This is a genomic window from Pseudorhizobium banfieldiae (assembly GCF_000967425.1).
Lineage (GTDB): Bacteria > Pseudomonadota > Alphaproteobacteria > Rhizobiales > Rhizobiaceae > Neorhizobium > Neorhizobium banfieldiae.
The window spans coordinates 3,091,661-3,113,652 of record NZ_FO082820.1 but is presented as its reverse complement, the minus strand read 5'-3'; the positions used below and the strand labels follow the sequence as shown (position 1 = coordinate 3,113,652).

The 21,992-nt window shown below is 62.0% G+C and carries 21 protein-coding genes; 11 read left to right on the top strand and 10 right to left on the bottom strand.

The genetic code is table 11. The features are described 5' to 3' along the window. Nucleotides 1-43: 43 nt before the first annotated feature. The 5 genes from NT26_RS15285 to NT26_RS15265 all read left to right on the top strand — a co-directional run bounded on the left by NT26_RS15285 (nt 44) and on the right by NT26_RS15265 (nt 5,750). A complete protein-coding gene (locus NT26_RS15285; RefSeq protein ID WP_052639976.1) occupies nt 44-913 on the top strand; it encodes a glycine betaine ABC transporter substrate-binding protein in 870 nt (289 codons plus the stop codon). 342 nt (nt 914-1,255) lie between these two features. Beyond that, nucleotides 1,256-1,516 (top strand): DUF4212 domain-containing protein, encoded by a 261-nt coding sequence (locus NT26_RS15280; RefSeq protein WP_052639974.1) that lies wholly within the window; start codon nt 1,256-1,258, stop codon nt 1,514-1,516. Nucleotides 1,517-1,531: 15 nt separating this feature from the next. Then, nucleotides 1,532-3,298: a sodium:solute symporter family protein gene (locus NT26_RS15275; RefSeq protein ID WP_052639972.1), complete on the top strand. Its 1,767-nt coding sequence runs from the start codon at nt 1,532-1,534 to the stop codon at nt 3,296-3,298. Between the two features lie 85 nt (nt 3,299-3,383). Next, on the top strand, nt 3,384-5,210 hold the full coding sequence (locus NT26_RS15270; RefSeq protein ID WP_052639970.1) for a DUF294 nucleotidyltransferase-like domain-containing protein: 1,827 nt from the start codon (nt 3,384-3,386) through the stop codon (nt 5,208-5,210). Nucleotides 5,211-5,225: 15 nt separating this feature from the next. Further along, nucleotides 5,226-5,750, top strand: coding sequence for a hypothetical protein (locus NT26_RS15265; protein ID WP_052639968.1), 525 nt, complete (start codon nt 5,226-5,228; stop codon nt 5,748-5,750). A 108-nt stretch (nt 5,751-5,858) separates the two neighbouring features. On the opposite strand, the gene NT26_RS15260 is transcribed toward NT26_RS15265, so the two are convergent. The 6 genes from NT26_RS15260 to NT26_RS15235 all read right to left on the bottom strand — a co-directional run bounded on the left by NT26_RS15260 (nt 5,859) and on the right by NT26_RS15235 (nt 11,047). Continuing rightward, nucleotides 5,859-7,166, bottom strand: a complete 1,308-nt coding sequence (locus NT26_RS15260; RefSeq protein WP_052639966.1) for a TRAP transporter large permease — start codon at nt 7,164-7,166, stop codon at nt 5,859-5,861. Next, nucleotides 7,163-7,678, bottom strand: a complete 516-nt coding sequence (locus NT26_RS15255; protein ID WP_052639964.1) for a TRAP transporter small permease — start codon at nt 7,676-7,678, stop codon at nt 7,163-7,165. Before NT26_RS15255 ends, NT26_RS15260 begins: the two co-directional genes overlap by 4 nt. 64 nt (nt 7,679-7,742) lie before the next feature. Further along, nucleotides 7,743-8,858, bottom strand: coding sequence for a C4-dicarboxylate TRAP transporter substrate-binding protein (locus tag NT26_RS15250; RefSeq protein ID WP_052639962.1), 1,116 nt, complete (start codon nt 8,856-8,858; stop codon nt 7,743-7,745). A 41-nt stretch (nt 8,859-8,899) separates the two neighbouring features. Continuing rightward, nucleotides 8,900-9,775: an amidohydrolase family protein gene (locus NT26_RS15245; protein WP_052639960.1), complete on the bottom strand. Its 876-nt coding sequence runs from the start codon at nt 9,773-9,775 to the stop codon at nt 8,900-8,902. Beyond that, nucleotides 9,772-10,242 carry a MarR family winged helix-turn-helix transcriptional regulator gene (locus tag NT26_RS15240; protein ID WP_052639958.1) on the bottom strand — a complete coding sequence of 157 codons (471 nt, stop codon included), beginning with the start codon at nt 10,240-10,242 and terminating at the stop codon, nt 9,772-9,774. Before NT26_RS15240 ends, NT26_RS15245 begins: the two co-directional genes overlap by 4 nt. Before the next feature lies 1 nt (nt 10,243). Beyond that, nucleotides 10,244-11,047, bottom strand: coding sequence for a crotonase/enoyl-CoA hydratase family protein (locus NT26_RS15235; protein ID WP_052639956.1), 804 nt, complete (start codon nt 11,045-11,047; stop codon nt 10,244-10,246). 110 nt (nt 11,048-11,157) lie between these two features. On the opposite strand from NT26_RS15235, the gene NT26_RS15230 reads away from it, so the two are divergent. The 4 genes from NT26_RS15230 (at nt 11,158) to NT26_RS15215 (ending at nt 16,299) form a co-directional block, all read left to right on the top strand. Continuing rightward, complete coding sequence (locus tag NT26_RS15230) at nt 11,158-13,014, top strand: feruloyl-CoA synthase (protein ID WP_052639954.1); 1,857 nt, start codon at nt 11,158-11,160, stop codon at nt 13,012-13,014. Next, the gene (locus tag NT26_RS15225) at nt 13,011-13,772 is read left to right on the top strand and encodes an SDR family NAD(P)-dependent oxidoreductase (RefSeq protein ID WP_052639952.1); all 762 of its coding nucleotides are present in this window, start codon (nt 13,011-13,013) and stop codon (nt 13,770-13,772) included. The genes NT26_RS15230 and NT26_RS15225 overlap by 4 nt, the downstream gene beginning before the upstream one ends. A gap of 6 nt (nt 13,773-13,778) precedes the next feature. Continuing rightward, nucleotides 13,779-15,362 carry an acyl-CoA dehydrogenase family protein gene (locus tag NT26_RS15220; protein ID WP_052639950.1) on the top strand — a complete coding sequence of 528 codons (1,584 nt, stop codon included), beginning with the start codon at nt 13,779-13,781 and terminating at the stop codon, nt 15,360-15,362. 292 nt (nt 15,363-15,654) lie between these two features. Continuing rightward, nucleotides 15,655-16,299: a phosphatase PAP2 family protein gene (locus NT26_RS15215; RefSeq protein ID WP_244467624.1), complete on the top strand. Its 645-nt coding sequence runs from the start codon at nt 15,655-15,657 to the stop codon at nt 16,297-16,299. A 34-nt stretch (nt 16,300-16,333) separates the two neighbouring features. On the opposite strand, the gene NT26_RS15210 is transcribed toward NT26_RS15215, so the two are convergent. From NT26_RS15210 to NT26_RS15195, 4 genes are read right to left on the bottom strand one after another with little or no spacing between them, the layout of a single operon-like run. Next, nucleotides 16,334-17,401, bottom strand: coding sequence for a 4-oxalomesaconate tautomerase (locus NT26_RS15210; protein ID WP_052639948.1), 1,068 nt, complete (start codon nt 17,399-17,401; stop codon nt 16,334-16,336). After that, a complete protein-coding gene (locus tag NT26_RS15205; RefSeq protein WP_052639946.1) occupies nt 17,394-18,065 on the bottom strand; it encodes a 4-carboxy-4-hydroxy-2-oxoadipate aldolase/oxaloacetate decarboxylase in 672 nt (223 codons plus the stop codon). Before NT26_RS15205 ends, NT26_RS15210 begins: the two co-directional genes overlap by 8 nt. Nucleotide 18,066: 1 nt before the next feature. After that, nucleotides 18,067-19,023, bottom strand: coding sequence for a VOC family protein (locus NT26_RS15200; protein WP_052639944.1), 957 nt, complete (start codon nt 19,021-19,023; stop codon nt 18,067-18,069). A gap of 11 nt (nt 19,024-19,034) precedes the next feature. Further along, nucleotides 19,035-19,772 (bottom strand): PIG-L deacetylase family protein, encoded by a 738-nt coding sequence (locus NT26_RS15195; RefSeq protein WP_052639941.1) that lies wholly within the window; start codon nt 19,770-19,772, stop codon nt 19,035-19,037. A gap of 154 nt (nt 19,773-19,926) precedes the next feature. Here NT26_RS15195 and NT26_RS15190 point away from each other — a divergent pair, with 154 nt between their 5' ends. Beyond that, nucleotides 19,927-20,814: an NAD(P)-dependent oxidoreductase gene (locus tag NT26_RS15190; protein ID WP_052639940.1), complete on the top strand. Its 888-nt coding sequence runs from the start codon at nt 19,927-19,929 to the stop codon at nt 20,812-20,814. After that, the gene (locus NT26_RS15185) at nt 20,811-21,986 is read left to right on the top strand and encodes a LysR family transcriptional regulator (RefSeq protein WP_052639938.1); all 1,176 of its coding nucleotides are present in this window, start codon (nt 20,811-20,813) and stop codon (nt 21,984-21,986) included. The genes NT26_RS15190 and NT26_RS15185 overlap by 4 nt, the downstream gene beginning before the upstream one ends. Nucleotides 21,987-21,992 lie beyond the last annotated feature (6 nt).

Sequence of the window (21,992 nt, the reverse complement as noted above, 5' to 3'; positions counted from 1 at the left end):
TTGGGCATTCCGCCCTATGCGGACCTTCAAAAAAGGAGCAGACATGATCAAGAAACTCGTATCGCTGAGCCTCGCGGCCGTCATCGCCGGCAGCGTTTCCACAATCGTCCTGGCACAGGATGCCAAGCCGGTGAAGATCGGTTGGGCCGCATGGTCTGACGCGGAGTTCGTCACCAAGCTTGCCGCGAAACTGATCAAGGACGAACTCGGCCAGGAAGTTGAACTGGTGCAGACGGATGTCGCGCCGCTTTACCAGGGCGTCAGCCGCGGCGATCTCGACGCCATGATGATGGCATGGCTTCCACAGACGCATGCCGACTACTACGCGAAGATCAAGGACGACGTGGAGACGCTGGGCACCGTCTACGAGAACGCCAAGCTCGGCTGGGTCGTGCCGAATTATATCCCGGAAGACGCCATCAGCTCGATCGAAGACCTTGCCAAGGATGAGGTCAAGGAGAAGCTCGGCAACACCGTCCAGGGCATCGACCCGGGCGCCGGGCTGACGCGCCTGTCGCAGCAGGCGCTGAAGGATTACGGCCTGGACGACTACAAGCTGCAGATCTCCAGCGAGGCGGGCATGTTGACCACCGTCGACCGTGCCGTTCGCTCCGAGGACTGGTTCGTGGCAACGTCTTGGAGCCCCCACTGGATGTTCGGCAAGTACGACATTCGCTACATCGAGGATCCGAAGACCTCGCTGGGCGAAGCTGAACATGTGGACGTTCTCGCTCGCAAGGGCTTCAAGGAGGACAATCCGGAAGTTGCCGGGTTCCTCTCGAGGATGCAGTTGCCGATCGACGACCTGCAGGCAGGCATGTTCAACGCGCAGGAGACGTCCTACGAAGAGGCCGTGGCGAAGTATATCGAAGACCATCCGGACCAGGTGAACGCCTGGCTCGGCGAAGAGTAATTTGCCAGTGCCGGCCGGCTTGTCCGGCCGGCACTTTCCATCTGGGGAGGGGAGGCCTCGATGGAACTCAATCTTGCGAATCAGGATGGCCTGGTCCGATGCGGCCTTTGCCGCGGACGGCGCACAAGACTTTTGCGGCTGGCGCCTTTCGCGTGTTCCTGTGGAAAACTCGTCTTTCGGCGCTCAAAGTAATGGGCTTTCGAAAACTACGACTATCGGAGAATGTACGCACCCTAACCGATTAGGTACTTCTTGACACTTGTCCATTCGTGTTGGGATTCGGTGAGCGTTTGGACAGGAGGTTGCGTCCTCAGGGGGACGCGAATTTTGGAGGAGGTACACGTGACGGACAAATCATCGTCCAATGCCTATTGGGCAGCAAATATTCGCATCATCACCATCTGCTTGGTGATCTGGGCGATTGTATCCTACGGCTTCGGCATCCTTTTGCGTCCCATGCTTTCGGGGATCCCGATCGGGGGGACCGATCTGGGCTTCTGGTTCGCGCAGCAGGGCTCGATCATCGTCTTCATCGCGCTGATTTTCTACTACGCAGCCTACATGAACCGGCTCGATCGCGAGTTCGGCGTGGACGAGCAGTAAGGGACGGGGGGAACAATGGACCAGTATACACTCAACCTGCTGATCGTGGGCGCATCCTTCGCGCTCTATATCGGCATCGCAATCTGGGCCCGGGCGGGCTCTACCGCTGAATTCTACGCCGCCAACCGCGGCGTTAACCCGGTCATGAACGGCATGGCCACCGCCGCTGACTGGATGTCGGCTGCATCCTTCATCTCGATGGCCGGCCTGATCGCCGGCGTCGGCTACGCCAACTCCACCTACCTCATGGGCTGGACCGGCGGCTACGTCCTGCTCGCGCTCCTGCTTGCTCCGTATCTTCGCAAATTCGGCAAGTACACGGTGCCACAGTTCATCGGGGACCGCTTCTACAGCCAGTCGGCCCGCCTGGTTGCGGTCATCTGCCTCATCATCATCTCGGTCACCTACGTTATCGGCCAGATGACCGGTGCCGGCGTCGCCTTCTCGCGCTTCCTCGAAGTCAATGTCTCGACCGGTCTGTGGATCGCGTCCGCCGTGGTCTTCGTGTATGCCGTTCTCGGCGGTATGAAGGGCATCACCTACACGCAGGTCGCCCAGTACGTCGTGCTGATTATTGCCTATACGATTCCGGCGATCTTTATCTCGATGCAGTTGACGGGCAATCCGCTTCCCTGGCTAGGCCTGTTCTCGACCCATACGGAATCGAGCCTGCCGCTGCTTCAGAAGCTCGACCAGGTCGTGACCGACCTCGGCTTCACCGCCTACACCGCTCAGGGTTCCCTACTCAACATGACCCTGTTCACGCTGTCGCTGATGATCGGTACGGCTGGCCTGCCGCACGTCATCATCCGCTTCTTCACCGTGCCGAAGGTGGCCGATGCCCGCTGGTCGGCTGGCTGGGCGCTGGTGTTCATCGCGCTTCTCTACCTCACGGCTCCGGCCGTCGGTGCCATGGCGCGCCTCAACATCATCGACACCATCTTCCCGAACGGCCCGCAGGAGCAGGCGGTGGAATACGAGCAGCGGCCTGACTGGATGCGCAACTGGGAAACCACCGGTCTGCTGAAGTTCGAGGACAAGAACGGTGACGGCCGCATCCAGTACTACAACGATAAGGCAGCAGGCTTCACCGAAACTGCCACTCAGCGTGGCTGGTCTGGCAATGAGCTCACCATCAACAACGATATCCTGGTTCTCGCCAACCCGGAAATCGCGCAGCTTCCGGGCTGGGTCATTGGTCTGATCGCAGCCGGCGGTCTTGCCGCCGCTCTGTCGACGGCCGCCGGTCTCCTGCTCGCCATCTCGTCGGCTATCAGCCACGACCTGGTGAAGGACTGGCTCGTCCCGAACATTTCGGAAAAGGGCGAACTGATGGTCGCGCGCATCTCGATGGCCGGCGCGATCCTCGTGGCTACCCTGCTGGGTCTCAACCCGCCGGGTTTCGCCGCACAGACCGTGGCACTCGCCTTCGGTCTTGCTGCAGCGAGCATCTTCCCGGTTCTGATGATGGGCATCTTCTCGAAGCGCATCAACTCAGCCGGTGCCACCCTCGGCATGCTGGTCGGTCTGATCGTGACTTGCCTCTACTTGTTCGCTTACCTGGGCTGGTTCTTCATCCCCGGCACGAACATGCTCGAGAACGTTCCGGCCAACTACCTGTTCGGCATTCCGCCGACGGCGTTCGGCCCGATCGGTGCGCTCTTGAACTTCGGCACCGCCTATGTCGTCTCGATGATGACGCAGGCACCGCCGCAGCACGTGCAGGATCTCGTCGAGTCGATCCGCGTACCTCGCGGTGCGGGTGCGGCGACCCACCACTAACAGCCAAGCTCTCGGAAGGCGGCGGTATCTCTGCCGCCTTTCTTTTTTCAGTCGAGGGTTGCCGATACGGCCAGATGAGGGCTTCATGGGTGTAGAAACCCACGACATAGCGGGATTTCTGCAAACAGTTCATCCCTATGACAGCCTACCCCGGGACGAACTCGACAGACTGACGCCGCGCTTCGAATGTCGCCATGTGTCTGGCGGAGATCAGATTTATTCCCGCGGTGAGCCGCTGCCCGGTCTCTTCCTCATCATGGAAGGTAGCGTCGAGGTTCGCGACGCGTCCGGCACGGTGATCTCGCAGCTTTTCCCTAGAAACTCGCTTGGTGAACGAGGTTTGCTGGCCGATGGCCGCGCCGCGACGACCGCCAATGCGCTGTCAGATGCGATCCTGCTTGTTCTGCCGACGGCCGAGTTCAAGAGGCTGATGCTGGAACAGGCTGTCTATGCCCGCTTCTTCACCCGCGGACGCACCAACGACCTTCGACGCGCTGACGTGACGATGCGGAAGGTCGGCGAACTGATGTCGGCGCCACCGCTCACGTGTTCGCCCGAAGACAGCGTACGCCACGCCGCTGAGATCATGCGGGACGGAAGGGTCTCGAGCCTGGGCGTCGTCGATGGCGACCGCCTTGTCGGTCTGGTGACGACCCGCGACCTGACCTCTCGCGTCCTTGCCCAGGGGCTTGATCCGATCCACACGAGGGTCGGCGCGATCATGACCGCGGAGCCACTAACCCTCTCGGAAAGCCACCTGGGGTCGGATGTTCTCAATCTGATGCTGGAGAAGAGGATCGGACACCTTCCGATCGTCAGCGGTGGACGCCTGACGGGGATGATCACCCAGACGGACCTGACGCGGTTCCAGGCGCTCTCCTCGGCGATCCTCATCCGGGAGATCGCCAGTGCGGAAGGCGTGGCCGAGCTTCGTGCGGTGACGGCGAAGATCCCGCAGCTGCTGGTTCAGTTGGTTGGGGGCAACAATGCACATCACGTGGTCACGCGGCTGATCACGGACATCACGGATGCGGTGACGCGCCGACTTGTAGCGTTTGCGGAGGCGGATCTCGGCCCACCCCCGGTCCCCTATCTGTGGCTTGCCTGTGGCAGCCAGGGCCGCCAGGAACAGACGGGTGTCAGCGACCAGGACAACTGCATCTTCATTGACGACAGTTTTCAGGAAAGCCAGCGCCCGTGGTTCGAAAAGCTTGCCCGCTTCGTCAGCCATAACCTGGATGCCTGCGGCTATTTCTTCTGCCCCGGCGACATGATGGCGACCAATCGCCGGTGGTGTCAGCCGGTCAGCGTGTGGAAGGGATATTTCGGGAGCTGGATCCGGGAGCCGGAGCCGACGGCCCAGATGCTCGCGAGCGTCATGTTCGACCTGCGGCCAATCGTTGGGGAAACACAGCTCTACCAGGACCTGCAGGCCGAGACCCTGGCGCAGGCGAGTCGGAACTCGCTATTCGTCGCTCACATGATCAGCAACTCCCTGAAGCATGCGCCGCCGCTCGGCTTGCTGCGAGGATTTGCGACCGTCCGGGTAGGTGAACATCGCAACCAGATCGACATGAAGCACAGTGGCGTCGTTCCAGTGATCGACCTTGCCCGTGTCTATGCGCTGACGGGACGGCTGACCCCGGTCAATACCCGCGCGCGCCTGCTCGCGGCCGAGGACGCGGGGATTATCTCCAGCGCCGGAGGGCGGGATCTGATTGCCGCCTATGATCTGATTGCCGACTTCCGATTGCGCAACCAGGCAAACCAGATCAAGGCTGGCGAAAGGCCAAACAATTATCTCGGACCCTATGAGTTCGGAGATTTCGAGAGGTCGCACTTGCGAGACGCCTTCGTGGTGGTGCGGACCATGCAGTCTGCGCTCGCCAATTCTGGAAGTGCTCCGGTGTAAAGGAAGAAGTCGGAAATGTTGTTCGAGTTGATTGCCGCCGTGGTGGCTGGTGTGGCACTGGCCGGTATCGCCATGAGCGTGAGATGGATCAGCCGGGGACGGCTGCCGAAATGGATCGTCCCCGCCGCGGCTGGCCTCGGGATGATTTCCTACGCCATCTGGAGCGAGTATAGCTGGTTCGACCGGATGCGGAATTCGTTCCCGCAGTCCGTGGTAGTGACGTGGTCGAACACCGAGCGCGCCATCTGGAGGCCGTGGTCCTATATCCGCCCGCTGACCACGCGGTTCATGGCGGTCGAAACCTCCACCGCCAAGCGGCATCCCCAACAGCCCGGCCAGGTCATGGTGTCGATGATCCTGGCCGCACGCTGGCAGCAGACGACCGTGATCAAGGCTGTTTTCGACTGCGATAACAACCGCCGCGCCGACCTCGTCGGCGATGACGTATCGATCGCCGATGACGGCTCGGTTACGGGTGCGCAGTGGATCGACCTGCCGGCGGACGATGCAAATCTTGAGGCGGCCTGTCGTCAGCCGTAATGGCTCATACGGATGAAGCGCCGAGCGGTAGGCGAGGCCGTTGCAGTCGTTCCGAGGGAGCGATTGCAGCATTTAGCGAGCAATCCTCTTAAGCCGTACCCGCCTTCCTTATTGCAATAGCAGCGGGAGGCTAAGGATGACACCGGGAAAGGCTATGACCGCCGCGACCACCAATATGTCCGCTAAAAGGAAGGGCACTATACCCCGGAAGATCTGGATGACGGTAACGTAGCTGGATGCGACGTTCCTGATGACGAAGACGTTCAGCCCCACGGGTGGCGTGATCATGCCGATCTCAAGCATCTTGACGACGAAGACGCCGAACCAGACAAGGCTGATCCCTTCCGCCTTCAGTAACGGCAGCAGAACCGGAAGCGTTACCAGCATGGCCCCGAAAGGTTCCATGAACATGCCTAGAACGAGGTAGATCAGCACGATGATGCACATCAGCTCGACGTAGCCGAGCTCCGATCCGGCGACCATCGAACCGATGAAGCCGGACAGCCCCGTAATCCCGAGGAAGCGGGTGAACATGGACGCGCCGATGCCGATGATGAAGAGCGAAGCGCAGGTCGTCAGCGTCTCGAGCAGTGATGTACGCAGAACGTGCGTGGTGAGCTTGCCCGTCACCAGCGATAGAAGGATCGCGCCGCCGGCGCCGACTGCGCCCGCCTCCGTCGCTGTGAAATAGCCGGAAAACAGTCCGCCGAACACGAGAACCACGAGGATTGCGAGCGGCCAGATCCTCAAGATTGCCGGCAGCCCGCCGGCTTCGCGGAAGGTGCCGGCGCTGTTGCGTGGTACCACGTCAGGTCGCAGCCACCAGAAACCCAGCACCACCAGGCAATAGAACAGAGCGGTCAACAGACCGACGCCAATGCCGCCGATGAAGACCTGGGTTATCGAGGTTTCGGCAAAGACGCCGTAGATGATCATCAGGATGGACGGGGGGATCAGCGCGCCGATCGTTCCGCCCGCTGCAATCGAACCCGCCGCGAAGCTTGGCCTGTAGCCGGCCCCGACCATTTCCGGAATGGCGATCCGCCCCATGGCGGCCGCACAGGCGATCGAAGAGCCGGAGACGGTCGCAAACCCGGTGCAGGCGAAGATGGAGGAGATGGCCAACCCTCCCGGTACCCGCCACAGGATCGCCTTGGCGGCGCCGAACAGGCTGGCGGTCAGCCCGGCGTGAAAGGCGACGAAGCCCATGAGCAGGAACATCGGGACGGCGCTCATCGTCCAACTGGCGACAAAGCTGTAAGGTGTCGAGGTGACGATGCCGAGGGCCGGCCTGATGCCGAGGAGGCTGGCAATGCCGCCAAAGGAAACAGCGATCATGGCGAGCGCCACGGGTACGCGCAACAGCAGGAGCAGCAGCAGGATGCCGACGCCGTAGAAACCAACCTCGACATTCATTCGGGAGTACCCCAGTCGGCATCTGTCTTGCCGTGAACGATCTTCAACAGCTGTACGATCATGATCAGCGCGGCGAGCGCGAAGCCGATCGGTGGCAGGAAATAACCTGGCCAGGTGACGATCTTCGTCTGCAGTGCGATGACGAAGGTGCCGGTCTGGTAGTTCTTCACCGCAGTCAGCCAGCTGGCATAGGCAATGACCGCGTAGACGGTGATGGAGAAGAGGACGACGGCGAGGTCCGACACACGCCGCATGCGTGGCGTCAACAGGAAGTCGAGAAGCTCGACGGAGATCATCCCCTCCTTCCGCTCCACCCAGGCCAGCGGAAGAAAGGCGACGAGCACCATGTAGTAATAGGATACGACCTCTACAGTTGCGGGCAGCGACGCGCCGGTCATTGCGCGGGAGGCGACGTCGGCGCAGACATGCACCATCATCGCGAGCACGCCCGCTGCGCCAACGAAGGCGAGTATGCGCGCGAGCCTGTCAGTGAACCTGGTGACGAGCAGCATCGCCGATCCCATTGAGAGTGGTCAGACGGGGGTGGATCGCGGAGACGAGCCCCGCGACGGCGCGTTACATGCCGTAGGTCTCGAAGTCGACCTTGCTCCAGACTTCCTCGTCCAGGCGCTTGGCGATCTCCTGCGGATCACTGTTGGTCTCCTTGACGATGCCTGTCCACTTCTCGACGAGGTCCGAGAAGCGAGCGACCCGCTCTGCGGCATCGGCGAAGCCGAAGCGTTCCTGAGACACTTTTGCGGCCGTCTCCTTGTCCGCTTCGGCAAAGGCCTCTACTGCCTCGACGAATGCCGGATCGGGCTCGACGAACTCAATGTCGGCCTTCTCGGCGGCGGCCTTTGCTTCCGCGGCCATCTCGTATCCCCACCTCTGGGTGAAGATGACGTTGGCCTCATTGGCGGCAGTCGCCAGTTGCTTGCGCTCCTCGGCGCTCAGGCTTTCCCAGGTCGTGTTGGCGACGGTGAAGTCGGAGGTGGCGTGGTAGGTGCCCAGCGGCACGAAAGTGATGTTCTTCACCAGTTCGACGAGCCGGAAGGACAGAAGGTCCCCGATCGACGCCATGGATCCGTCAATGACACCCTGCGACATGGATTCGAAGGTATCGCCGACGCCGATATTGGCGGGGACAGCACCGAAGTTCTCAGCCCACCGCGAGAACGGCGCTCCGCCGCTGCGCAATCTCAGGCCCTTGACGTCTTCTGCCGTCCGCACCGGCTTGTTGGTGAGCAGGGCATAGACATCCGACGATCCCGAACCGAGATAGGTGACGCCGAACTTCTTCAGCTCTTCCTGGCATGTGTCGCAGGTGACCATGTATTCGGTCATCGCCGCTGCCATGGCATGCGGTTCGCGACCGGAGAGAGCCAGCTCGCCGGCAAGCGACATGTTCGGAAGATCGGCGGGGAAGTACAACGGCAACAGGTTGCCGATCTCGACGAGCTGGCTCTGGAGTCCATCCTTCATCTGGCCGAGGCCGACAACTTCGGGCCCCAGAACCTGAGCCGTAAGATTGCCGCCGGAAACCTCCGGAAGGAGTTCCGCCAGTTTCGAATAAAGGTGGCTGTGCGATGGATGCGCCGGCGGTGCGCCGGGTGCAATGCGAAGTTCACGGGCATCGGCGGTGGTTGCGGCAAGTGCCGCTATCCCCGCCAGCATTCCAAGCATGCGTCTCATGTTCGTTCCCTCCCAGTTGGAACATGTTGCAGATGGCAGTTCTAAAGCTTCAGCAGTTTGCGAGCATTCTCCTTGAGGATCAGCGGGCGAACTTCGTCTCGGATCTCGATCCCTTCGAAATCGGCGAGCCATCGGTCCGGTGTAATTGCCGGCCAGTCCGAGCCGAACAGCATCTTGTGCTTCAGCATGGTGTTGGCGTAGCGGACCAGGATCGGCGGAAAATACTTGGGGGACCAGCCTGACATGTCGATGTAGACGTTCGGCTTATGGGTCGCGACCGACAGCGCCTCCTCCTGCCAAGGAAAGGATGGATGCGCCAGGATGATCGGCATGTCGGGGAAATCCGCCGCGACGTCATCGAGATAGATCGGGTTCGAGTATTTCAGGCGCATGTTCATGCCGCCGCGCATTCCGGCGCCGACGCCGGTCTGGCCGGTATGGAAGAGGGTAATCGCCCCTTCCTCGGCGATCGCCTCGTAAAGCGGGTAGGCACTGCGATCATTCGGATAGAAGGCTTGCATCGTGGGGTGAAACTTGAAACCCCGGACCCCGAATTCCCGCACGAGCCGCCGCGCCTCGCGGGCGCCAAGCCTTCCCTTGGCTGGGTCGATCGACGCGAACGGGATCATGATGTCAGCGTTCCGCGCGGCAATCTCGGCCACTTCCTCGTTCTCATAGCGTCGGAAGCCGGTCTCGCGTTCGGAATCGACCGGAAAAATGACGCAGCCGATCCTGCGCTCGCGGTAGTACGCAGCCGTCTCCTCGACCGTCGGCAGCATGCCCTTGGCGCCGGCAGGGTTCTTGAAGTATCGGGCCATCCCGGCCTGGAACTCGTCGTAACCGTCATCCCGCGGCCCACAGCAGGGCTCCTCGGCATGGGTGTGGATGTCGATCGCGATCAGGTCATCGACGTTCATCGTGCCTCTCCCTCCCGCAGTCCAACATACTTCTGCAGAAGCGATATCAATTGCGTGCGCTCACCGTCATTCAAAGGTTCGCCCGTGGCTTCCTCGTAGGAGAAGAACTCGGTGCTCGACGTCTCCACTGCCTGCCGGCCCTTGGCGGTGAGCGTGAGCTCCACGGCCCGGCGGTCGGCCTCGGGGGTCCGGCGCGACACCAGTCCGAGATCCTCCAGGACGCGGATCAACTTCGTCATATGGGCGCGCTTGATCATCAGGCGCTGGCCGAGAAGGCTCTGCCGGATGCCGGGATTGCGCGCGATTACCCACAGGACCGAGAACTCCCCGGGCTTCAATCCGCGCGGGCCACGATCGGAGAAGAAATCCTCGAAGGCTCGCAACTGCGCAAGGCGCAGGAGGAAGCCGAGCGAGCCGGAAAGCTCATCAAGCTTCACCCTTTCGATGCGTCGCGAGGAGACATCCATGTCAGCCGCCTCCCGCCGTTCCGGGCGCCTTCACCCGCGCAGCCCGTTTATCGAGAAAGGCCCGAAGCCGTTCCTCCGCTTCCGGGCTTGTGGCGGTAAAGGAGGCGATGAAGGATTCGACGAACAGCCCGTCCTCCTTTGCCATGTCCTGAATGCGCGGAAGGGCGTTGATGACGGCATAGTTGGAGATCGTGGCATTGCCGGCCGCCGCCAGGGCAAGTTCGTGCGCTTTCCGGCGCGCTTCTCCGGTATCGACGACATACTGGACCAGGTTCCACCGTTCGGCTTCGTCGGCAGTGGCAACGCGACCCGTCAGCATCATGTCCGTCATGCGGGCGGCGCCGGCGAGGCGCGCCACGCGGACGGAACCGCCGCCGCCAACGAAGATGCCCCGCTGTCCTTCCGGAAGCGCAAAGAACGCAGACCGCTCGGTAACACGGATATGGGTCGAGGCAGCCAGTTCGAGGCCGCCGCCGACCACGGCGCCATGCAAGGCCGAAATCCAGGGAATGGTGCCGTGCTCGATTGTGCCGAAGACGGCGTGCCAACGGCGAGAGCCGCGTATGCCTTCGATGGGCGTTTTCTTCACATGTTCGGCGAGGTCGAGGCCGGCGCAGAAGTGATCGCCATGACCATAGAGCACTGCCGCCTTCGCCTCACTTTCGGCGCGTGCGACCGCATCTGCGATCATCTCCACGAAGCTGTCGCTGATCGCATTGCGCTTTTCGGGCCGGTTGAGCCCGATGTGCGCAATCTCGCCCTGAAGTTCGTAGCTGACGAAATTGCGTGCCGGCTGGTCGGCCATTCTGTCGCTTCTCCCTCGTCACGGGCTCACCCGTTCTTCGTATAATTGTTTACGAGGAGATTGTTTCCTTGTAAACAAAAAATCGGCAGCAATCTCTGGGAGGAGGTGTCATGGCCAACAAAGCCGTGCGCGAGGCGCAGCTGTGGTCCCCCGTTCTTCGTTGGGAGAACCGTCCGAATGGCGAGATCCTGATCTGGCGGGAGGATCAGCTCGGACCCTATCCGGCGAAGATCAACGAGCGGCTGGTTCACTGGGCCAGGACGGCGCCCGATCGCGTCTGGATGGCGGATCGCGAGGGAACGGGCGAGTGGCAGACCGTGAGCTATCGAGACGCGCTCAAGTGCGTCCGCAGCATCGGCCAGTTCCTCCTGGATCTCGACCTTTCCGTTGATCGGCCGCTGCTGATCCTCTCAGAGAACTCGATAGCGCATGCGCTGATGGCGCTCGGTGCCCAGCATGTCGGCGTGCCGTCGGCGGCGATCGCGCCGGCCTATGCAACCAGTGCAACAGGTCTGGCCAAGCTGGAGGATATCGTCCGGCAGGTCACGCCAGGGCTCGTGTTCGCCGAAAGCATCGATGCCTTCCGCGATGCCGTCGATACGGTTTTCGGTTTCGAGTTTCCCGTCGCAGGTGTCAGAGATCTTCCGGCCAAACGGGCGAACACCTACTCGTTCGACGACATACTCCGCACCCAGCCTGGGCCCGAGGTCGACCGTGCATTCGATGCCGTCGGGCCGGATACGGTGGCGAAGTTCCTCTTCACCTCGGGGACGACCGGTTCACCCAAGGCGGTGATCCAGACCCAGAGAATGCTGTGCTCGAACCAGGAAATGATCGCGGACTGCTATCAGTATTTCCGCGAGGAGCCGCCGGTCCTGGTCGACTGGGCGCCCTGGAACCACACCGCGGCAGGCAACAAGTGCTTCAATATCGCGATCTACAATGGGGGGACCTACTACATCGATCGCGGCAAGCCCGCTCCTGCATTGATCGGCCAGACGATCGCCAACCTTCGTGACGTGTCGCCGACATGGTATTTCAACGTTCCCGCCGGGTTCGAGATGCTGGTTGAAGCCATGCGTAACGATGAACCGCTGCGGAAAAGCTTTTTCAAGGATCTCAAGATGCTGATGTATGCCGGTGCGGGTATGGCGCAGCATACCTGGGACGCACTGCTCGAGCTGTCTGAAAGCGCGATCCAGCAGCACGTGCCCTTGTGCACAGGAATTGGCTCGACGGAGACCGCACCCTTTGCGCTCTTCTGCACGGAGCCGCAGGATCGGCCAGGCAATATCGGGATCCCGGCACAGGGCGTCACGATGAAGCTCGTTCCCTTCGATGACAAATACGAACTTCGACTGAAGGGACCGAACGTCACGCCCGGCTACTGGCGCAATGAGAAGCTGACTGCGGAGGCGTTTGACGACGAAGGCTTCTATCGCATCGGTGACGCGGTCCGCTTCGCCTGCCCGGGCGATCCGCGCAAGGGTTTCTACTTTGACGGCCGAACGGCCGAGAACTTCAAGCTGCAGACCGGTATCTGGGTGGCGGTCGGCGTGTTGAGAGCCCAACTGGTCAACCAGTTTGGCGGCCTGGTGCGCGATGCTGTGATCGCAGGCGAAAACCGCATGGAGCTGGGGGCGCTTCTCGTTCCGTTCATGCCGGCGCTGCGGGCCTTGGTCGAGGATGAGGCGCGGATGAGCGACGAGGAGATACTGGACCATCCCGCGGTGCGGACGGCGATCGCCGGCAAGCTTGCCGAACATCAACGCGCTGCCAGCGGTTCGGCAACCCGTGTGATGCGCGTCATGCTGATGCGTGAGCCGCTGCGCTTCGAGAAGGGCGAGGTGACAGACAAGGGGTCGATCAACCAGCGGGCCGTTCTTGCGCATCGTGGAGAGCTCGTCCAGGCTCTTTACGGCGATGATCGAGACGTCATCCGGGCAGAAAAGGAGCTTGCCGCATGAAGATTGAAGGATCGAGCGCGATCGTCACCGGTGGCGGATCCGGACTGGGCGAGGCGACCGCCCGACTACTAGCCGCTCACGGAGCGATCGTTCATGTCTTCGACAGGAATGAAAAAGCCGCACAGCAGGTTGCAGAGGATATCGGCGGCGTGCCGCTGGTTGGCGATGTCGCGAACGAGGAGGATGGAAAGCGGGCTGTGGACAAGGCTGCTAAGGCCGGAGATGGCCTGCGCATCCTCGTCAACTGTGCCGGCATTGCCGCTGCGGGACGGATACTGGGACGCGAGGGAACGCTGCCGCTTGCGGACTTCGATCGGGTCATCCGTATCAATCTCGTCGGCACGTTCAACATGATGCGGCTGGCGGCCGAGCGGATGGCGGCTGCCGACGAACGAGAGGACGGTGCGCGGGGCGTGATCGTCAATACGGCCTCGGTTGCCGCGTTCGAGGGGCAGGTCGGCCAGGTGGCCTATTCCGCGTCCAAGGGAGGCATAGTCTCGATGGCGCTGCCCGCCGCCCGCGAACTCGGGCGCTTCGGGATACGGGTCAATACAGTCGCTCCTGGGATATTCCTGACGCCCTTGCTACTGGCGCTGCCGAAGGAAACGCAAGACAGCCTTGGGACAGCCATCCCCTATCCCTCCCGGCTCGGAAATCCTGCCGAATTCGCCGAGACCGTCCGGTTCCTGATCGAGAATCAATACGTCAACGGCGAAGTAATCCGTCTCGACGGTGCCCTTCGGATGCAACCGAAGTAGGCGCGGATGTCGTTTCGGGACCAGGTCGACAGGACGCTTGCCGCGCTCGCGGTGACGCCTGGCTGGCGGCAGCTGCAGCAGTACCGGCCAGACTGCGACGACGAGACCATCGCCGAAATCCTCCGTCAGGCGGGAGGCTTTGCAGAGCGGGTGCTTGCGCCCCTCAACGGTCCCGGAGATCGGCACGGAGCACAACTGTTCCAAGGACGGGTCCATACGCCCGCAGGATTCCGTGAGGCCTTCCGCAGCTATGCCGAGGCTGGCTGGCTCGCCGTCGATCTTGCCGAGGACGTTGGCGGGCAGGGACTGCCGCTGACGGTTCAGGCCGCATGCGGGCCTCTGTTCGAACGCGCCTGTGTCGCGCTCATGATGGTGGTCGGGTCGACCCGTGCCGCAGCCCACCTGATCTGGGAGGCCGGGGACGAACAACTCATCCGGGAGTGGGTGCCGAAGCTCGCCACGGGAGAGCATACCGCGACAATCTGCATCTCGGAGGCCGACGCCGGCTCAGATGTGGGACGGCTCCGGACCAAGGCGGAGAGGGTAGGGGAAGACTGGCGGATCTCCGGCCGAAAAACCTGGATCTCTTTTGGCGACCACGACCTTACCGAGCGTATCGGTCACTGCCTGCTGGCGCGGACGGGGAGCGAGCCAGGCACAAGGGGGCTAAGTCTCTTCCTGGTTCCGAATATGGCCGAAGGGCAGCCGAACGGCATCACTGTAGAGCGGCTAGAGGACAAGATGGGGCTCCATGCCTCGCCGACCTGCGCGCTGAACTTCGACCAGTCACGAGGGACGTTGATCGGCAGCGAGGGGCGAGGGCTCGCGCAGCTCTTCCGCATGATCGAGCTGATGCGCCTGCAGACGGCCTGCCAGGGGCTAGGGCTCGCATCGGCCTCCGTTGATATTGCCGAGCGATATGCGAAGGAAAGGCGTCAGGGAGGTCACTCGAGCAGTCCTCCGGTCCCGATCGCGGAGCATCCGGATGTTCGGCGCCAGCTGGAGGAGATGCGTAGACGAACGGAGGTTCTGCGGCTGGCAGTCCTGGAACTTGCAACCGCCATGGATCTTGCGGCCTACGAACCCAATGACGAGAGGCGCCGACAGCTTGAGAATTTCTGCGCCTGGATGCTGCCGCTGATCAAGAATTTCGGCGCGGATGCCGGCTTTAGCGTCGCCAATGCTGCGATCCAGGTGCTCGGCGGCGCAGGCTATACGCGCGACTGGCCGCTCGAGCAGTATCTCCGTGATGCGCGTGTCATGACCATCTACGAAGGCACGACGGGCATGCAGGCGCTGGACTTCCTCACCCGCCGGCTCTGGCGGGACCAGGGGAACGGTCTGCGACAGCTCAAGGCAAGAGTGCGGGCCGATCTGTCGTCAGCCGTTGATCTTCATCCGAAGGAGGTCAAGGTCGCCCAGGAGAGACTGGAGGCCTTCGACGAGTTCAGCCGAAGGATGATGTCGTTGCAGGCCGAGCCCGAGAGGGCGCTCTATCTTGCTCATGACTACTTCCTTGCCGGGTGGGAAACCGTTTTGGCATGGATGGACCTAAGGCTCCGCCGCATCGAGGACCATCTTCAACGGTAATGGTGGACGGGCTCAAAACCAATGGAGTTCTGTTGAGGGGGGCAGCCGCCATTGCAAGCGGCGCGATATCTTCCTATCAGCATCATCGGAAGCTATGGGAGAGCACATGGGCGCCGCATTGGGGGATAGCAGGCCGAGGATAGCCGCAGGCTTCGAACGCCTGTTCTCTCCCCCTGTCGTGTCTTACCCGAAAAGACGGGCACCGCTGGAACGACCCGTCCTCATCCTTGGCATTTTTCTGTTGCTTTCAGTTTCGCTGATGCTTTCGGCAGATCTCACTCTAGGCCGCTGGATGAAAGACTTTCCCGCGGAACTTCGCCCATTCGCCCAGTGGATCACGGACCTGGGTGAAGGCGTCGAGATTCTGGTGACGAGCGGTATCGTGCTTATCCTCAGCGTTCTCGTCCCCTCCAGCCGATTGCGTCGACGGGTGGTGGTCGGCGCGAATTCCATCACTGCGGCAGCAGCCTTCATCTTTCTGTCAGTCGCCGGAGGCGGGCTGACGGCTGCGCTGGTCAAGAACGTGATCGGACGTGCACGGCCCAAGCTTCTTGAAACCTACGGGCATCTTCACTTCGAGCCCTTCACCTTCGACTCCGACTTCGCCGCATTTCCATCGGGACACTCGGCGACGGCCGGTGCGATGGCGATGTCGCTGGCGCTGGTCTTTCCCCGACTGCGCTCGCTTTTCATCCCCGTCGGCGTGTTGATCACGTTTTCACGGCAGCTGGTCGGCGCGCATTGGCCCAGCGATACGCTGATGGGCTGGGCTGTCGGAGTGGCTTTCGCGCTCTGTATGGCGCATGTCTTCGCCCGCCGCCGCATGATGTTCTTCTACGACAGGGATGGTTGCCTGCGGCGCAAAGGGGGTCGTCGGGTGATGCAGGCGCTCTGGAAGGCCGTGGCCGGAGGCGCCGGAGTGGCGAAGCCAGGTTAAACCGAGCACATCGTTTTTGGATCGCGATCCGTGTTCACGGCGCCGGGAAAACTCTGCCGTCGAACAGCTTGCGCGCCGTGCGGAGCGTCCCTACTCCGGTGATCTTCCCGTCCGGATCGCGATGAACGAGAACCTCGGCCGCGCCGCTCGGATGCTCCACGAGAAATCGTTCGTCATCAGGCAGTTCGGCAATGCCGGCTGCGACGGAGCCGGGGAGGGTGCAGGCAGTTGCGACACTGACGGCTGCGAAGACGCCGATCGAGGCGTGGCAGCGGTGAGGGATGAAGCTGCGGGTGCTGATCGTCCCACCCTGTTGCGGAGCCGAAACCAGTGTCATCTTCGGGACCGATTTCTCGGCAACGTCGCCCAGGTTCATCAGCGGCCCCACCGCAAGCCGTATCGTCTCCAATCTCCGCTTCAGGTCGGCATTGCCATCCAGATCCTCCTTGCTTTCGGTGCCGGTGAGGCCGAAGTCCGAAGCGCGGAGGATGACGATTGGCATGCCGTTGTCGATCACAGTGCATTCGACGCCTTCAATGGTGTCTCTGACGTTTCCCGATGGAAGGAGCGCTCCGCACATGGAGCCTTCCGTGTTCTGAAACAGGAGGGGGATTGCTGCATGATGACCAGGAACGCCGTCGATGCGCGCGCCGCCCCTGTAGCTCACCCTGCGACCCGGAGTACAGACCTTTGCAAGCGATACCTCCCCGGTGTTAAGCATGTGCACGCGGACCGGTGTCACGCCATCTTCGGCAGAGACGAGGCCTCGCTCGATTGCTGCCGGGGCCGTGGCTGCCAGGATATTGCCGCAACCCTGGGCATCCGTGACCACCGCCTGATCCACGAAGACCTGCAGGAAGAGGTAGTCGATGTCCGCGTCGGGCCGCGAAGAGGGGGAGAGTATGGCCACCTTCGAGGTGAGCGGATCGGCTCCCCCTATGCCATCGATCTGCCGTGCGTCAGGAGATCCCATGATCTTCAGGAGCAGGCTGTCTCGCGTTTTCGAGTCGGAGGGTAGATCCGAGGCAAGGAAAACAGCTCCCTTCGACGTTCCCCCCCGCATCCAGAGACATGGGATGCCGTCCGCGCAAGGATCAGACATATTTCAGTCCTTTCTCCGCAAGCCTTTCGCGCATGGAGTAGATGTCGAGACCGAGCTCGCCGGACGCCAGGCGCTTGCGCTTGGCCTCTTCGGCAGCCAAGCGTTTCTCGGCGGCAATCGCGACAGTTTCGGCCTCGGCCCGCTTGACGACCACCACGCCGTCGTCGTCCGCAACGATGATGTCGCCGGCTTCGATGGCAGCGCCGGCGCAGACGATGGGAACGTTCACGGAGCCAAGGGTCTCCTTTACCGTACCCTCGGCAGAGATCGCCTTGGACCAGACAGGGAAGCCCATCGCGGTCAGGTCGCGAATGTCGCGCACGCCGGCGTCGATCACCAGACCGCGGCAGCCACGGGCCTTGGCTGAGGTCGCCAGAAGATCGCCGAAATAGCCGTTGTCGCAAGGCGAGGTGGGTGCGAGCACCAGGATGTCGCCTTCGCGGAGCTGCTCGATTGCAACGTGGACCATCCAGTTGTCGCCGGGAGGGGCAGAGATCGTCACCGCTGAACCGGCGACCTGTGCACCGGCATAGATGGGGCGCATGTAGGAGGCGAGGCAGCCGCGTCGGCCCTGCGCCTCATGAACCGTCGCCACGCCAGCTGTGGCAAGCCGGTCAATCACGGAGGGATCGGCGCGCTCGATATTTTGAACCACGACGGCCATCTCAGTGCTCCTTCCTTACCGGCGGCGTGCCGTGCGTATGGAATGTCTCGATCGTCTTGAGACCCCAGGCCTGACCCTTCTTGCGGTCCGCCTCCGTCCATACAACGGGCTTCCAGTCGGGGGCGAGGATCAGTCGAGCGCCAGCATTTGCCAGCTCAATCCGGTTTCCTGCGGGTTCCCAGACATAGAGGAAGAACGTGCCCTGGATGGCGTGCTTGTGCGGACCTGTCTCGATATGGACCCCATTCTGCAGGAAGATGTCGGCAGCCCGGAGAATGTCCTCACGCTGGTCTGTCGCATAGGTGACGTGGTGCAGGCGTCCGCTGCCCCCGCCGTGTTCCTCAGTACAGGCGAGGTCATAGGTCTTGTTGTTCACGGTGAACCAGCAGCCGCCGATACGCCCATTGTCGAGCTGGATCATCTCCGTGACGCGGGAGCCGAGGCAGGTCTCCATGAAGCGCCTGAATTCGGTCACGTCGCTGGACAGCAAGTTCAGGTGGTCGAGCCGGCGCGGCGCGGCGCCGGTGAAGGCCGACGCAGTGTTCTTCAGTGCAGCCCGCTCCGCCTCGATCTGCGGCTGGTACCAGTTGGTATCCCAGTAGATTTCGAAGATGTGGCCGAAGGGATCCTCAAACCGGAACGCCCTGCCGTGACCGAGATCGCCGTCGGTCCAGCCATGGACTGTGTAGCCCGAGGCTTTAATCGCCTCTACTCGCCGCTCAAGCGCTTCGGGTGAGGTCGCCCGGTAGGCAACGTGGCCTATGCCGGTTTGATGATGGCGCGTCAGCTTCAGCGAGTGGAACTCGTAGTCATCCCATGCCCGAAGATAGGCAGACGTCTCGTCCTCACCCGAAAGCTTAAGGCCGTAGACACGGGTGAAGAAGTCGAGGCTTTCTTCGTATCTGTCGGTGTACATTTCCACATGTGCGAGATGCGCGATGTCGTGGCAGGGCTCCATGCTCGCGCTCCTTACAGCTCATCCACTGTTCGCGGAAAGATCGACTGGAAGCCCTCCGCATACTTGCAGTCGCGGCCACCGGACTGTCCACCGGAGTTTCGTTTGAAGTGATTGGCGCGATTGATGGCAACGCGCGTGTAGTATTCCCACAGGTGCTCCTGACCCTCCATGCACTCGATCGCCGCCCGCTTCTTGTCCCAGACCGGGGTGATGTCGAGGAAGGTGTCCGGCTTCCAGCCCATCTGCTCGGTCTGATGCGGTTCGAACAGATAAAGTTGCGGTGCGCCAAGAACCTTCTGGCCGGGATTGTGGCCCCAAGCCTGGGCAATCATTCGGCACTCGAGCGCGACCTGCGTCGCATACATATGATCTGTGTTATAGGGATCGTACTGCGAGTGGCTGAGCATGAAGCGCGGCTGGACCTGTCGAATGACATCAACCAGCGCGTTCTTGTTCTCGCGCGTCAGTTCCAGGGGATAGTCGCCGAGATCCATGCAGACGAGGTCGTGTACGCCAAGAGCCTCGGCAGCACGCTCGGACTCTGCGCGCCGGGCATCCTTGACGCGATCGAGCGTCATGCCCTCCTGCTTCCAGAGCTTGGCGCTTTCACCGCGCTCTCCGAACGAGAGGCAGACGACGGTAACGTTGTAGCCAAGTTGCGCATGAAGCGCGATCGCGCCACCGCACCGCCAGACAAAGTCGGCGGCATGGGCACTGATGACGAGGGCAGTCTTATTCTCGCTGGGCATGAAGGCCTCCCCGGTTTTCCATTAGCTTAGGGTTGTTTCGTGTGCTCATCCAGATCAAATGGAAAGACGTCGGAAGTTCATAACTTCAAGCTATAGGGTCTGGATTTGCTCGCTGCGCCTTGCCACACTCACCCGCCAATGGAGGAGACGGCTAATGACCGATACCGCAGGAAATTTCCCAAGAATCACCTTTGTGGGATTCGGCGAAGCAGCGCATGCGATCGCCTCCGGCTGGCAAGCCGCGCCTGCACGAGGTGTTCGCGCTTATGATCTGAAGCTGCAGGATACGGAAGCCGCCGAGCAGGTGAAGACGCGGTGTGAAGCGGCGGGCGTAGAACCAGTCGCGCATCTTGAAGCGGCTCTCGATGGGACAGGTCTGATCTTCAGCCTCGTGACGGCGGACCAGGCACTGGAAGCTGCCCGTGCAGCCGTGCCCTATCTGACGCCAGGCGCCTACTGGCTGGACTGCAACTCCTGCGCGCCGCAAACGAAGCAGAAGGCGGCTGCGCTTATCGAGGAAGCCGGTGGCCGCTATGTGGATGTTGCCGTCATGGCGCCCGTCTATCCGAAAAGGCACCAGGTGCCGCTTCTGCTGGCAGGGCCGCATGCAGGTGCGGTGGTTGGCCTGCTCGATCAACTGGACATGCGCCCGCGCCTCACGGGGGAAAAGGTGGGCGATGCGTCGAGCGTGAAGATGCTGCGCTCGGTGATCATCAAGGGCCTGGAGGCGCTGACGACCGAATGTCTGCTTGCGGCGCGAAGGGCTGGGGTCGAGGATGCGGTGCTTGCCTCGCTGCAAGCCTCCGATCCGGGCATAGACTGGCGCGCCCGGGGATCCTACAACCTCGAACGGATGATCGTTCATGGCGCCCGGCGGGCCGCCGAGGTCGAGGAAGTCTGCGTGACGCTGCGGGAATTCGGGTTGCCCGACTGGATGAGCAGCGGCACGGTCAGGTGGCAGCGGATCATCTCCGACCTCCGCCTCGATCCGGGCGACGACGATCTGGCACAGCGCTGCGACGCAGTCCTCCGCACCCTATGATTCCCCGCAATCTCAGACATCTGAGGTTCTTCGCCGCCGTTGCGGAATTGAAGTCGCTGACGGCGACGTCGGAGAAATGGCATCTTTCCCAGCCGGCGGTCACCCAGGCGATCAACAAGCTGGAGCGGGAGGCGGGCGGGCCGCTCTTCGATCGCACCCGGCACGGGTTCTTTCTTACACCGCGTGGAGAAATCCTGCTGAAGCGAGTCGAGAGCGCATTCGCTCTCCTCGACCCGATCCTTGGGGAAATCTCGCCGCGGCTGCGGATCTCCCTGACCTATGCTCAACTGCAGGCTCTGATCGCTGTCAGCGAAAGCGAGAACTTCACCCTTGCGGCGCGGCGCCTCGGTCTGGCCCAGCCCACCGTCCATCGCGCGGTGACGCAGATCGAACAGGAGGCCGCGCGAACCCTGTTCGAGCGGACATCCTTCGGGATCCTGCCGACGCGCCTGTGCCAGGCGCTGGCGCAGGCAGCGCGCCTTGCCATCTACGAGTTCGACCAGGCCGATGCGGAACTCGCGCAGTTCGATGGAAGCGAGGCTGGTGCGGTCGTGATCGGCGCAATGCCGCTAGCCAGGTCGATACTGCTGCCGCGCGCCCTTGCGCGGTTCCGCCAACAGTATCCCACATTCGCGGTCCGCATTATCGATGGAACCTATGATGCCCTTCTGGGAGACCTGCGGCGCGGCTCGATCGACTTTCTCGTGGGCGCCCTGCGCGAGCCTGCTCCCATAGAGGATGTCATTCAGGAAAGGCTGTTCGACGACCGACTTGCGCTTCTCGCCCGGCCGGACCATCCGCTCGCAAAACAGACCTCGGTGAGCGTAGATGATCTTCTTGCCTATCCCTGGGTGGTGCCTCGGCTCGGGACGCCTACACGAACGCAGTTCGAGACGCTGTTCACATCAGAGGGCAAGGCGACACCGCAGCGGCTGATTGAATCCGGATCGCTTCTCTTGATGCGGGGCGTTCTCAGTGAAAGCGATCATCTCGGCTGTATCTCCCGCCACCAGTCGAAGCCGGAATGCGATCACGGGCTGCTTGCGCAAATCCCTTTCTCCACCGATCACCTCATTCGTCCGATTGGGCTCACCTATCGCGGGAACTGGCAGCCGACCCGGGTACAGCAGCAGATGATGGAGATCGTCTCGGAGCTTTCGCCGGACGGCTGAAGTTCG

Excerpts from the sequence above, each read along its gene's own strand:
- NT26_RS15205 (WP_052639946.1), bottom strand. The coding sequence starts at position 18,065 with ATGGCCGTCGTGGTTCAAAATATCGAGCGCGCCGATCCCTCCGTGATT.
- NT26_RS15235 (WP_052639956.1), bottom strand. The coding sequence starts at position 11,047 with ATGGCCGACCAGCCGGCACGCAATTTCGTCAGCTACGAACTTCAGGGC.
- NT26_RS15215 (WP_244467624.1), top strand. The coding sequence starts at position 15,655 with ATGAAAGACTTTCCCGCGGAACTTCGCCCATTCGCCCAGTGGATCACG.
- NT26_RS15210 (WP_052639948.1), bottom strand. The coding sequence starts at position 17,401 with ATGTCTGATCCTTGCGCGGACGGCATCCCATGTCTCTGGATGCGGGGG.
- NT26_RS15275 (WP_052639972.1), top strand. The coding sequence starts at position 1,532 with ATGGACCAGTATACACTCAACCTGCTGATCGTGGGCGCATCCTTCGCG.
- NT26_RS15260 (WP_052639966.1), bottom strand. The coding sequence starts at position 7,166 with ATGAATGTCGAGGTTGGTTTCTACGGCGTCGGCATCCTGCTGCTGCTC.
- NT26_RS15285 (WP_052639976.1), top strand. The coding sequence starts at position 44 with ATGATCAAGAAACTCGTATCGCTGAGCCTCGCGGCCGTCATCGCCGGC.
- NT26_RS15265 (WP_052639968.1), top strand. The coding sequence starts at position 5,226 with ATGTTGTTCGAGTTGATTGCCGCCGTGGTGGCTGGTGTGGCACTGGCC.
- NT26_RS15190 (WP_052639940.1), top strand. The coding sequence starts at position 19,927 with ATGACCGATACCGCAGGAAATTTCCCAAGAATCACCTTTGTGGGATTC.
- NT26_RS15255 (WP_052639964.1), bottom strand. The coding sequence starts at position 7,678 with ATGCTGCTCGTCACCAGGTTCACTGACAGGCTCGCGCGCATACTCGCC.
- NT26_RS15250 (WP_052639962.1), bottom strand. The coding sequence starts at position 8,858 with ATGAGACGCATGCTTGGAATGCTGGCGGGGATAGCGGCACTTGCCGCA.
- NT26_RS15245 (WP_052639960.1), bottom strand. The coding sequence starts at position 9,775 with ATGAACGTCGATGACCTGATCGCGATCGACATCCACACCCATGCCGAG.
- NT26_RS15200 (WP_052639944.1), bottom strand. The coding sequence starts at position 19,023 with ATGGAGCCCTGCCACGACATCGCGCATCTCGCACATGTGGAAATGTAC.
- NT26_RS15270 (WP_052639970.1), top strand. The coding sequence starts at position 3,384 with ATGGGTGTAGAAACCCACGACATAGCGGGATTTCTGCAAACAGTTCAT.
- NT26_RS15230 (WP_052639954.1), top strand. The coding sequence starts at position 11,158 with ATGGCCAACAAAGCCGTGCGCGAGGCGCAGCTGTGGTCCCCCGTTCTT.
- NT26_RS15225 (WP_052639952.1), top strand. The coding sequence starts at position 13,011 with ATGAAGATTGAAGGATCGAGCGCGATCGTCACCGGTGGCGGATCCGGA.
- NT26_RS15220 (WP_052639950.1), top strand. The coding sequence starts at position 13,779 with ATGTCGTTTCGGGACCAGGTCGACAGGACGCTTGCCGCGCTCGCGGTG.
- NT26_RS15240 (WP_052639958.1), bottom strand. The coding sequence starts at position 10,242 with ATGGATGTCTCCTCGCGACGCATCGAAAGGGTGAAGCTTGATGAGCTT.
- NT26_RS15195 (WP_052639941.1), bottom strand. The coding sequence starts at position 19,772 with ATGCCCAGCGAGAATAAGACTGCCCTCGTCATCAGTGCCCATGCCGCC.
- NT26_RS15185 (WP_052639938.1), top strand. The coding sequence starts at position 20,811 with ATGATTCCCCGCAATCTCAGACATCTGAGGTTCTTCGCCGCCGTTGCG.